Source organism: Sulfitobacter dubius (genome assembly GCF_027214245.1).
Lineage (GTDB): Bacteria > Pseudomonadota > Alphaproteobacteria > Rhodobacterales > Rhodobacteraceae > Sulfitobacter > Sulfitobacter dubius_A.
In genome coordinates this window covers 611,516-622,170 of record NZ_JAPWHM010000003.1, presented here as the reverse complement: position 1 = coordinate 622,170, position 10,655 = coordinate 611,516, and the positions used below count along the sequence as shown (strand labels likewise).

Below are 10,655 nucleotides of genomic sequence, written 5' to 3'. Positions count from 1 at the left end.
CATAGACCACGACGCATAACTGAGGGTGGGTCAAATCTCGGTGAAAATACCGGGTCAGTTCTCAGTGACAATCAACAGTAGAGGCACCAGGGTCGGAAAAAATTGTTCCATAGTTCAAGGTCTTGAAGAGAAACTCGGCTCCAATCTAGCACATATGCTAGACTCTGGTCTGGCACATGTGCTAGAAGTTTTTGGCAACGGAGAATCATTATGATCACTGCAACAGAGATTGCCGACCTACTGAGCGCAGCCGAATGGGCGAAGCTTGATCAGAGAGCGGAGCTTCACAACCGGGTTCGCTACTTGGCAAAAAAAGGTCTGCTTCGTGATGCGCAGACCCAAGACAATCGCGGCACCTTGGCATTCCCGAATATCGAAATCTATCGAGCAGCAATATTTGTTGCGCTTCTCGAACTATCAATGGATGCCAAGACCGTATCCGACGCTCTCCTAAAAGCAGATAGAAGTTTCTTGCCCGTTCCTGTCCCGTCCGCGCTCGACGAAAATGGCGCGGGCTATCATTTCGCAAACAGCGGGCTCCATGCAGCGGTGCGCGGCGTTCAATCCGATGAGAACTGGCTTCTCGAAATTTCCAGTCTCCGATCCGGTATCAACACAAAAAAGCAGCTGATGTGTCGTTTTGTGTGTCGGGATGTCGAAAGTCCGGTTGATGAGGGCAAAATTGATAGGGCAGCAGGCCGAAGACCATCTGCGACAAAAGTCCGAGTAAATCTCAACTATCTGTTTGAAGGATTGCCTAACTTCCGGTGACCCGCCCAATCAGATAATAGCTCTACGGAACAAAAAGATGAAACTACACGCAAAAGATATCGAAGAGTCTCATGTCGCAATGGCACGAGCGGTCCTAAAGAATGCAGAGCTATCGCCTGCGTTTCAATTTCTTGATTTTTATGTCGAGAAGTTCATAAGGCGCGGGGCGGATTACTTTGAAAGAGGGGATGGAGAGCCTTTTTCGCTATACGAAGCTCGCGAGCGTGCGAAGGAGGTCATCAGAATGCAGGGAGTTGCTTGATTCAGCGACGCCTTCGATCTTGAAGACGAAGATGAAGACGCATGACCGACCTCGTGCGTCCTCCCGAAAACGCTGATTGCCCACTGCCTACGCGGCGGGGCCTCAATCGCGTCCAAGCTGCGGGCTATTTGGGTATTGGTGCATCGAAATTCGACATGTTGGTCGGCGATGGTAGGATGCCCAGGGCGAAGAAGATCGACGGACGCCGCGTGTGGGACAAGCGCGCCTTGGATGCAGCGTTCGACCGACTGGGGGAAGACGCCTTGGCAGATGCAAACCCTTGGGACGACTGATGGCGAACATCCGGGCGAAATATGTGACCGAGGATACCGACCGTCACGGCAACGTGCGGCTGTACTATCGCAGGGCAGGCTATCCGAAGGTGCGTTTGCGCGGTCCCATTGGATCGCCCGAGTTCCATGCCGATTACAAGCGGGCGCACGCTGAGCACGGGAAGGTAAGACGGGCCAAGCCGAACGCCTCGAAGGCTAAATCGGTCAAGAGAGAATCGCTCAGGTGGCTTTGCAGTGAGTATTTCAAGTCGCCGATGTTCCGGCAGCTCGACCCTTCGACGCAACGCACCCGACGCGGCATCCTGGAACGCTTCTGCGAGAACAAGAACGACGGCGACAAGCCCTTCGCCATGATCCTGCCTAAGCACCTGATGGTCCGCCGGGATGCCATGATGGAGACACCGTCTGCCGCGAACACGATGGTCAAGACGCTTCGACAACTGTTCAAGTTCGCCATCCGCTACGGTCATCACGATGACAACCCGGCGGAGCGGGTCGAATACCTCTCGGTCGGATCGGAAGGCTACCACTCTTGGACGCTGGCTGAGATCGAGAAGTTCGAGAGATGCCACCCCGTCGGCACAATGGCGCGTCTGGCGCTTGCGCTGGCCCTCTACACGGGACAGCGGCGGTCAGACATCGTGGCGTTCGGTCCTTCGCATGTCCTGGCGGACGATGAGGGGACCCAATGGCTCACGTTCACGCAGCACAAGGGCCGGAACCGGCATCCCGTCAGCCTTGAGATACCGATCATCTCGGAGCTTCAAGAGATCATCGACGCTACCGAGACGGGCGAAGAGACCTTCCTTGTGACCGCCTACGGCAAGCCGTTCGCCAATGCCGGTTTCGGGAACAGGTTTCGCAAGTGGTGCGACGAAGCGGGCCTGCCGCATTGCACTGTTCACGGGCTTCGGAAGGCTGCCGCAAAGCGACTCGCGGAGCTTGGTTGCAGCGAGTTCGAGATCATGTCCGTCACCGGTCACCAGACCTCGAAAGAGGTGACGCGCTACACGCGCGGCGCAAGCCAGCGAACGCGGGCGGAACGGGCTCTGACGAAGCTTGTGGAAGGCGGTCGGTCTGCGAAAAGTGTCCCACTTTTGGAAGCCGGAGAAGCCGGTGGGACAAATGCCACCCTCAAGCCGTTGAAAATGCATAGCTCTGAGGGAAAGTGGCAGCCCGTAGGGGAATCGAACCCCTCTTTCCAGGTTGAAAACCTGGCGTCCTAACCGATAGACGAACGGGCCACTCTTTTGTCAGGTCAGTGCAGCGTTTCGTGTGTGCTGCTCTGTCTGTGAGCGGACGTTTAAGTAATCCTGCGGAGGGCTGCAAGCAGAAAAATGAACTTTTTCTAGAAAAAGTTTTCAGGCCTGCGCGGCGTCCTCCAAACGCAGTTGAACTGTGCGCCGACCACGGAAGTTGTTGATGTCGAGGCGCCCTGCGAGGTGGAAGCGCGCGCCGCCGTGGTTTTCAAGCGCGGGGCCGAGGGGGCCGTCATAGGCACCGAACGCAATCGCTTCGAGGTTCGCGCCCAAACCGTCGCCGAAACTTACTTTGAGGTGGTTCTCACCCACGCGTTTGGCAAAGCGGATTTGCATATCGGCGAAGGCATAGCGTGGGGCAGGGGCGCCTGCGCCGAAGGGGCCGGCCTGATCGACCATTTCGGCCAGTTCCACCGTGGCCGCGCCGGGCATCATCATGCCGCAGAGGTTCAGGTCAGCAGGTCCGGCCAGATGCGCACCTTGTTTGGTGAGCAATTCGCCAAGCCGTTCCATCGCCGCGTCGATCTTGTCTTCTGCCACCGTCAGGCCCGCTGCCATCTTGTGACCGCCGCCCTTGATCAGCAGCCCTTCGGCAGCGAGGCGTTGGATCGGCGCGCCAAGGTCGATGCCACTGATCGAGCGGCCAGAGCCTTTGCCGATGCCGTCTTCGACGCCGATGACGATGGAGGGGCGGTTGGCGGCTTCTTTCAGGCGGGAGGCGACGATGCCCACCACGCCGGGGTGCCAGCCGGGGCCAGCGGCCCATGCCAGCGGCCCGTCAAAGCCGCGTTCTTCGGCCTGTGCCATGGCGCTGGCGCGCACGGCGGCCTCGACCTCGCGGCGGTCGGTGTTGAGCTGGTCGAGGCGTTCGGCCAATGCGGCGGCCTCATGCGGGTCGGGGGTGGCCAAAAGCCGTGCGCCAAGGTCGGCTTGGCCAATGCGCCCGCCTGCGTTAATGCGGGGGCCAAGCAGAAAGCCCAAGTGATAGGCCGTAGGGGCCGTGTCCATCCGCGCCACATCGGCGAGGGCGGCCAGACCGGGGCGCGCACGGCGGGCCATGACTTTCAGACCCTGACGCACAAAGGCGCGGTTGACGCCGATCAGCGGGGCCACATCGGCCACGGTGGCCAGCCCCACGAGGTCCAGCATCCCCATGAGATCCGGCCCCTTCTGGCCCGCCTCACGCAGCTGGCGGCCTGCTTCGACGAGCATCAGGAACACCACCGCGGCGGCGCAGAGATGCGCCAGCTTGCCGTCTTCGTCCTGTCTGTTGGGGTTCACCACAGCGAGCGCATCCGGCAGCGTCTCTCCGCCCAAGTGGTGATCGAGCACGATGACATCCGCGCCCTTGGCCGCGGCGATGGGGCCGTGAGAGAGCGTGCCGCAGTCGACGCAGACGATCAGGTCATGCTCGGCGGCGAGGGCCGACATGGCCTCGTCATTGGGGCCATAGCCTTCGTCGATACGGTCGGGGATATAGAGCGTCGCGCGGTGGCCCATGTCGCGCAGCCAGACTAGCAACAGCGCAGCGGAAGAGCCGCCGTCAACGTCATAGTCCGCGAAAATCGCGATGCGATCACGGTTTTGCAGGGCCGATAGAAACCGCGTCGTCGCTGCCTCCATATCGCGCAAGGAGCGTGGGTCGGGCAGCAGGTCGCGCAGGGCGGGGGCCAGAAAGCCCGCCGCCTCGGTGTCGACCACGCCGCGGCGGGCCAGCACTTGGCACACCGGGTCGGGCAGGCCCGCGCGCTGCACCAGCAGTTCCGCCGCGCGGGTCAGTTCCACGTCAGGGCCGATCCAGCGCCGCCCGGTCAAAGATGTTTCGACACCGAGAAAGCTCATGCGGACCTCATTTGGCCGTTATGGAAGGGGGTGGGGAGGGCCAGTCTGGCCCTCACTCCGCCGGGGTGCGGTAGTTGATGCGACGGACCGAGCCGGTGCGCGAGCGCATGATCAGCGTCTCGGTGGTCAGCCAGCCCGGCTCGCGTTTCACGCCTGGCAGGATGTTGCCACCGGTGACGCCGGTGGCGGCAAAGATCACGTCTTGGGTGACCATCTCGTCGCGCGAATAGATGCGGTCGAACTCGGTGATCCCGGCCTTAGCAGCGCGGCCCTTTTCGTCTTCGTTACGGAACAACAGGCGGCCATACATCTGCCCGCCCATGCATTTCAGCGCTGCGGCGGCCAGCACGCCTTCGGGCGCGCCACCTTGGCCCATATACATGTCGATGCCGGTTTCGGGGTCGGCGCAATGCATCACGCCAGCCACGTCACCATCGGTGATCAGACGGATAGCAGCACCGGTGGCGCGTACCTCGGCGATCATATCGGCGTGGCGGGGGCGTTCGAGGATGCAGACGGTGATGTCGGACGCCGCGCAGCCCTTGGCGCGGGCCAGTGCTTCGACCCGCTCACCCGGGGCCATGTCGAGGGTGACGACATCCGTCTCGAAACCCGGACCGATGGCGAGTTTGTCCATATAGGTGTCGGGCGCGTGCAACATGGAGCCGCGCGGGCCCATGGCGATCACGGTGAGCGCGTTGGGCATGTCTTTGGCGGTCAGCGTGGTGCCTTCGAGCGGGTCAAGCGCGATGTCCACGCCGGGGCCATTGCCGGTGCCGACCTCTTCGCCGATGTAAAGCATCGGGGCTTCGTCCCGCTCACCTTCGCCGATGACCACGACGCCTGCGATGTCGAGCATGTTGAGCTGTTCGCGCATGGCGTTCACGGCAGCTTGGTCGGCGGCCTTCTCGTCGCCCTTGCCGATCAGCTTGGCCGAGGCCAATGCGGCGGCTTCGGAAACACGGGCGAGGCCCAGTGAGAGCATGCGGTCTTGGAATTCGGCAGAAGCGGTCATGGAGTGTCCTTGGGTGCAATGTGTTTTCTGTCCTGTACCCTCGCGCGGGCCTCGGGGCAAGTTTTGGGTTGGGCGCGGGTAGCACTTGGCCGGGAATCAAGCCGCAGGCGCCGGGCCGTCACGCTAAAGGCGTGCCGTATTCTAGGGGCGCATCTCTGGAGCGACCGGGTAGGCGATTTGGTGATGCTAGGCGCACCCGCGCGAAACGCACATCACGGGCACACTATAAAGTGGCACGAAGCACCGTCTCATCACCGACCCGCGGGCAGGCGATGGCCCACAGCCTCAGACCTCTTCGATGCGCAGGGCCACCGGTTCGCCCGCCAACACGCCCGTTTTGTCCATATTCGCTAGTGCTTCGAGCAGCGCATCCCGGCTGGTTTTATGCGTCACAATCAGCACGGGGGCAGAGGTATCGGCGTGCTCATACTGCCGCATCCGGTAGATGCTAACACCCGCTTCGCCCAGCACTGTCGCGATCTTCGCCAGTGCACCGGGTTTGTCGACGAGCGCCATGCGCAGATAATAGGGGGCAGGGCGCTGGCTGCTGGCGGGGGTTGTTTGCTCTAACGTCTCGGCGGGCTGCCCGAAGACCGGCCCGCGCAACCCGCGTGCGATGTCGCAGACATCGGCCATCACTGCGCTCGCCGTCGGACCTTCGCCCGCGCCTGCACCGCGCAGCACGATCTGACCCACCGCGTCACCTTCGATCACCACCATATTGGTGCCGCCGTCCAGCTGACCCAAGGGCGAGGTCTGCGGCACAAGGCAGGGCATCATCCGCTGCTCCAGCCCGCGGCCGGTCTTTTGCGTGACGCCCAGCAGTTTGATCTTATAGCCCATGTCAGCGGCGGCGCGAATGTCTTCGATGGCGACCCGTTCGATCCCCTCAAGCTGGATGCCGTCGAAGTCGATCTTGGTGCCGAAGGCGATGGAGGACAGGATCGCCAGCTTATGCGCCGCGTCGATGCCGCCGACATCCAATTGCGGATCGGCTTCGAGATAGCCCAGCCCATCGGCCTCGGCGAAAATCTCTTGATAGGTTTTGCCGGAGTCTTCCATCCGGGTGAGGATGTAATTGCACGAGCCGTTCATCACCCCCATGATGCGGGTGATCTCATTGCCAGCAAGCCCTTCCATCAGCGTCTTGATGACCGGGATGCCGCCCGCCACGGCGGCCTCATAGCGCAGCGCCACGCCTGCGCCTTCGGCCTGTTCGGCCAGCGCTTGGCCGTGCATCGCCAGCATGGCCTTGTTCGCGGTGACCACATGTTTGCCCGCCGCCAGTGCGGCTTCGGTCGCGGCCTTGGCGGGGCCGTCCGCGCCGCCCATCAGTTCGACGAAAACATCCACGTCATCGCGGGTCGCCAGTTTGACGGGATCATCTTCCCAATCATAAGACGCCAGCGACAGCCCGCGGTCCTTGTTGCGGGTGCGGGCCGACACCGAAGAAACCGTCATCGCGCAGCCGGTACGGGCCTGTAGCAGGGCGGCCTGCTGGCGCAGAATGCGCAGCACACCCACGCCCACGGTTCCCAATCCGGCAATCCCGAGGCGAAGCGGCTTAGACATGGCGGTGGTCCTTCTGGTCTGATCCGAAAGGCCCGGCAGATGGGGCCGGGCATAGCCGCGATGTAGCGGGTTCAGCGCGCACGTGCAACGCGCATACGCATCTCAGACATGCCTGTTTATTCAGCTTCTGCACTGGTTTCGGCGGCCTGACGTGCGCGTCGCAACTCAGCGGCCTTTGCCCGCAGTCGCGTCACCCGCGTCGCGGTCGTGGCGTCAGTGCCTGTTGTGCCGATCCGCCCGGCGCGAGCGTCAAGCTGGGCGGCGCGCCCCGAAAGTTCGGCTTCGGTCCGAACGGGGTCGATGCGCCCGGCGGTGGCCTTGGCCAAAAGCGGTTCGATCGGCACCAGATCGGGGTAGGGCGCTGCCTCAAGCTCTGGGGTAATTGTGCGGTCAAGTTCGGGAAACTGCGTGCAGCTCGCAATCAGCGAGACGCCCAGAAACATGGCGGTGATCGAGAGGGGGCGGGGCGTGCGCATGAGGGTCATGCCTCGTTCTGCCCCAGCCGCGATCCTCGCGCAAGCGGGGTTTGCTTTTGAACGCTTGTTCATTAAATTGCCGCCATGGCAAGAACCACAGGCTCTCATTCAGATATCACCGGCCCGCGCGTGCGCGCGGCTGCACTGCGGCTTTTTGCACGGGGCGGCTATGCCGCCGTGTCGATGCGCGCGATCGCCGCCGAAGTCGGCGTGCAGGCCGGGGCGCTTTATAACTACACGCCCGATAAACAGAGCCTGCTGTTTGACCTAATGCAGGCCCATATGACCGACCTGCTGGCCGAAACGCCCAGCGATGCAGACCGCTCTGCCATGCAACAGTTGCAGGATTTTGTGGCCTTCCACATCCGTTTTCACGCGGATCGGCCTGATGAGGTTTTCATCGCCTATATGGAATTGCGTAATCTAACGGAGGAGAATTTTGCCGTGATCGAGCGCCTGCGCCGTGACTATGAGGACCGGTTGGAGACGATCCTGCGCGCCGGGGTGGCCAGCGGCGATTTCTCCGTCGCCGATACCAAGATCGTGACGCTGGCGATTATTGCCATGCTGACGGGTGTAAACACCTGGTACCGCGCGGGGGGGCGGCTGTCGCTGGATGAGGTCGTTGCGCAATATTGGGATATGGTGCGCAAGGCCGTGACCGCCTGAGCGGCCACGGCCCTTCATTCAATGTGCAGGGCGGATGAACGTCCCGTTGTTCAGATCGCGCATCGCCTGCTGCAATTCGGCGCGGGTGTTCATCACGATCGGCCCATGCCACGCGACAGGCTCTTCAATCGGCGCGCCTGAGATCAGAAGGAAACGCACACCTTCCTCGCCAGCCTGAACCGTCACCTCATCCCCGGTGCCGAAACGGATCAGCGTCCGGTCGCCCGACATATCGCGGATGTTGACCTCTTCGCCGCCGACTTCTTTTTCCAGCAGCACACCCGAGGGGGCAGAGGCATCCGCGAACGCACCCGCGCCTTGGAAAACATAGGCGAAGGCCCGGCGGTAGGTGTCGATCTTAAAGGTCTTTCTGACCCCTGCGGGCACGAAAACATCCAGATACTGCGGGTCAGCCGCGATGCCATCGACGGGGCCGCGTTTGCCCCAGAACTCACCGGTGATAATCTTGACCCGCGTGCCGTCGTCATCGGTCACCACAGGAATGTCGGCGGATTTCATATCCTGATAACGCGGCGCGGTCATCTTTTGCGCTGACGGCAGGTTCCCCCAAAGCTGGAAGCCATGCATCTGCCCGGCGGCATTCCCGCGCGGCATTTCTTGGTGCAAGATGCCCGAGCCTGCGGTCATCCACTGCACGTCGCCCGCGTTCAGATCGCCGGTGTTGCCCAGCGAATCCGCGTGTTCTACGGTGCCTTCGAGCACATAGGTGATCGTCTCGATCCCGCGGTGGGGGTGCCATGGGAAGCCTTTCTCAAAGTCTTCGGACCGGTCGTTGCGGAAGTCGTCGAACAGCAGGAAGGGGTCAAGCTCCGACGGGTCGTGGAACCCGAAAGCGCGGTGCAGTTTGACGCCTGCGCCTTCCATCGTGGGCGTGGCACGGCGGGTTTCCAATGTGGGTCTGAGGGACATGATGCTCTCCTGTGCAGTTGCTTAGAAGATAGGCGGTGGCGGTGCCCTCAACAATTGGCCCCGGCGAACGGGCCCTGTGCAAATTTGCGCAGCTTCAGCAATTTGGCACGTTCACCGCCAACCCACCGAGCGAGGTTTCCTTGTACTTCTCGCTCATGTCCGCGCCCGTCTGGCGCATGGTCTCAATACAGGCATCAAGCGGCACCAGATGCGTGCCGTCGCCGCGCAGCGCCAGAGAGGCCGCCGACACCGCCTTGATCGCGCCCAAGCCGTTGCGTTCGATACAAGGCACCTGCACTAGCCCTTTGACCGGGTCGCAGGTCATGCCGAGGTGATGCTCCAGCGCGATCTCGGCGGCGTTTTCAATCTGCTCGGGCGTGCCGCCCATTACAGCGCAGAGCCCGGCGGCGGACATGGCCGCGGCGCTGCCGACCTCGGCCTGACAGCCTGCTTCGGCCCCCGAAATCGAGGCGTTGTATTTCACCAGCCCACCAATCGCGGCGGCGGTGAGCAGGAAGTCTTCGATATGCGCCTCTGACGCGCCGGGGACGTGATCGAGGTAATAGCGTAAGGTCGCGGGCATCACGCCCGCAGCCCCGTTGGTGGGGGCGGTGACGACCTGACCGCCAGCGGCGTTCTCCTCGTTCACCGCCATGGCATAGACGCTCATCCAGTCGTTGATCGTATGCGGCGCGGATTGGTTCTGCCCACGCTCGGCGATCAGCGCGTCGTGGATGCCCTTGGCGCGGCGTTTCACCTGCAACCCGCCGGGTAGGGTGCCATCGGTGGTCAGCCCCCGGTCGATACAATCGCGCATCACCTGCCAGAGCCGTTTGCTGCCTTCGCGCAGGTTCTCGGCCCCTCCACGCGCCTCTTCGTTGGCGCGTTTCATACCTGCGATGGTCTTGCCGGATTTGGCCGACATCTCAAGCATTTCCGCGGCGGACTTGAACGGAAAGGGCACCGGCGCGCCCTCATCCGTGTCCTTGCCTGCAGCCAGTTCCTTTTCGGTCATCACGAAGCCGCCGCCGATGGAGTAATAGGTCTCGCGCAGAGTCACGTCGCCTTGGGCATCGGTGGCCATCAGCATCATGCCATTGGCATGGCCTGTAAGCTTGGTGTCGTAGTCAAAGATCATGTCGCGCTCGGGGTCGAAGCGCAGTTCGGGCAGCCCCTCGACGCTGATGCGCCAGGTCTGCTTGATCTGGTCCAGCGTCTTCTCGGCGGCTTCGGCGTCATAGTCCTCGGGCGTGAACCCGGCGAGGCCGAGGATCGTGGCGCGGTCGGTGGCATGGCCCACCCCGGTAAAGGCCAAACTGCCGTGCAACGACGCGCGCAGCCCAGCGAATTGGAAGGGCGATGCGCGCATTTGGTCAAGGAAACGCCCCGCCGCCACCATCGGCCCCATTGTGTGCGAAGACGAAGGGCCGATGCCCACTTTGAACATGTCGAAAACGGAAAGAAACATCTGGGGGCGGGCCCTTTTATGGTGGCGGGTGTCGGGGCTTGGTGAGACGGGTATCGCCCAGACCTTTGGCGCAATGCAAGCGGTGTGGGCCGAGCCAA

General features: G+C 62.3%; 10 protein-coding genes, 1 tRNA gene and 1 pseudogene. 5 read left to right on the top strand and 7 right to left on the bottom strand.

Annotated elements, in window-relative coordinates:
- Positions 1–210: 210 nt before the first annotated feature.
- From O4H31_RS10085 to O4H31_RS19660, 4 genes and pseudogenes are all read left to right on the top strand, one after another.
- Positions 211–771, top strand: a complete 561-nt coding sequence (locus O4H31_RS10085; RefSeq protein ID WP_269345337.1) for a hypothetical protein — start codon at positions 211–213, stop codon at positions 769–771.
- Positions 772–808: 37 nt separating this feature from the next.
- Positions 809–1,033 carry a hypothetical protein gene (locus O4H31_RS10080; protein ID WP_269345335.1) on the top strand — a complete coding sequence of 75 codons (225 nt, stop codon included), beginning with the start codon at positions 809–811 and terminating at the stop codon, positions 1,031–1,033.
- A gap of 41 nt (positions 1,034–1,074) precedes the next feature.
- Positions 1,075–1,326 (top strand): helix-turn-helix transcriptional regulator, encoded by a 252-nt coding sequence (locus tag O4H31_RS10075; protein WP_269345334.1) that lies wholly within the window; start codon positions 1,075–1,077, stop codon positions 1,324–1,326.
- A pseudogene (locus O4H31_RS19660) lies at positions 1,326–2,291 on the top strand (tyrosine-type recombinase/integrase); the annotation flags it as partial. The gene O4H31_RS10075 and the pseudogene O4H31_RS19660, both read left to right, overlap by 1 nt.
- A 204-nt stretch (positions 2,292–2,495) precedes the next feature.
- Here the strand turns inward: O4H31_RS19660 and O4H31_RS10065 are convergent.
- From O4H31_RS10065 to O4H31_RS10045, 5 genes are all read right to left on the bottom strand, one after another.
- A tRNA-Glu gene (locus O4H31_RS10065) sits at positions 2,496–2,570 on the bottom strand.
- A gap of 117 nt (positions 2,571–2,687) precedes the next feature.
- Entirely contained in the window at positions 2,688–4,427 is a 1,740-nt protein-coding gene (recJ, locus tag O4H31_RS10060) for a single-stranded-DNA-specific exonuclease RecJ (protein ID WP_269345332.1), read from the bottom strand.
- Positions 4,428–4,479: 52 nt separating this feature from the next.
- Entirely contained in the window at positions 4,480–5,442 is a 963-nt protein-coding gene (gene glpX, locus O4H31_RS10055; RefSeq protein WP_269345330.1) for a class II fructose-bisphosphatase, read from the bottom strand.
- Positions 5,443–5,727: 285 nt separating this feature from the next.
- Positions 5,728–7,014, bottom strand: coding sequence for a homoserine dehydrogenase (locus tag O4H31_RS10050; RefSeq protein WP_269345328.1), 1,287 nt, complete (start codon positions 7,012–7,014; stop codon positions 5,728–5,730).
- 116 nt (positions 7,015–7,130) lie between these two features.
- Positions 7,131–7,499 carry a hypothetical protein gene (locus O4H31_RS10045; protein WP_269345326.1) on the bottom strand — a complete coding sequence of 123 codons (369 nt, stop codon included), beginning with the start codon at positions 7,497–7,499 and terminating at the stop codon, positions 7,131–7,133.
- 75 nt (positions 7,500–7,574) lie between these two features.
- Between O4H31_RS10045 and O4H31_RS10040 the strand changes: the two genes are divergently transcribed.
- The gene (locus O4H31_RS10040) at positions 7,575–8,159 is read left to right on the top strand and encodes a TetR/AcrR family transcriptional regulator (RefSeq protein ID WP_259984651.1); all 585 of its coding nucleotides are present in this window, start codon (positions 7,575–7,577) and stop codon (positions 8,157–8,159) included.
- 18 nt (positions 8,160–8,177) lie between these two features.
- Here the strand turns inward: O4H31_RS10040 and O4H31_RS10035 are convergent, their stop codons facing one another.
- Both O4H31_RS10035 and O4H31_RS10030 read right to left on the bottom strand, forming a co-directional pair.
- Positions 8,178–9,089: a pirin family protein gene (locus O4H31_RS10035; RefSeq protein ID WP_269345323.1), complete on the bottom strand. Its 912-nt coding sequence runs from the start codon at positions 9,087–9,089 to the stop codon at positions 8,178–8,180.
- A gap of 94 nt (positions 9,090–9,183) precedes the next feature.
- Positions 9,184–10,557, bottom strand: coding sequence for an L-serine ammonia-lyase (locus tag O4H31_RS10030; protein WP_269345322.1), 1,374 nt, complete (start codon positions 10,555–10,557; stop codon positions 9,184–9,186).
- Positions 10,558–10,655 lie beyond the last annotated feature (98 nt).

Bases quoted from the DNA above. Each gene is read 5' to 3' on its own strand.
- O4H31_RS10040 (WP_259984651.1), top strand. From the start codon at position 7,575: ATGGCAAGAACCACAGGCTCTCATTCAGATATCACCGGCCCGCGCGTG.
- O4H31_RS10075 (WP_269345334.1), top strand. From the start codon at position 1,075: ATGACCGACCTCGTGCGTCCTCCCGAAAACGCTGATTGCCCACTGCCT.
- O4H31_RS10050 (WP_269345328.1), bottom strand. From the start codon at position 7,014: ATGTCTAAGCCGCTTCGCCTCGGGATTGCCGGATTGGGAACCGTGGGC.
- O4H31_RS10030 (WP_269345322.1), bottom strand. From the start codon at position 10,557: ATGTTTCTTTCCGTTTTCGACATGTTCAAAGTGGGCATCGGCCCTTCG.
- O4H31_RS10045 (WP_269345326.1), bottom strand. From the start codon at position 7,499: ATGACCCTCATGCGCACGCCCCGCCCCCTCTCGATCACCGCCATGTTT.
- recJ (WP_269345332.1), bottom strand. From the start codon at position 4,427: ATGAGCTTTCTCGGTGTCGAAACATCTTTGACCGGGCGGCGCTGGATC.
- O4H31_RS10085 (WP_269345337.1), top strand. From the start codon at position 211: ATGATCACTGCAACAGAGATTGCCGACCTACTGAGCGCAGCCGAATGG.
- O4H31_RS10035 (WP_269345323.1), bottom strand. From the start codon at position 9,089: ATGTCCCTCAGACCCACATTGGAAACCCGCCGTGCCACGCCCACGATG.
- glpX (WP_269345330.1), bottom strand. From the start codon at position 5,442: ATGACCGCTTCTGCCGAATTCCAAGACCGCATGCTCTCACTGGGCCTC.
- O4H31_RS10080 (WP_269345335.1), top strand. From the start codon at position 809: ATGAAACTACACGCAAAAGATATCGAAGAGTCTCATGTCGCAATGGCA.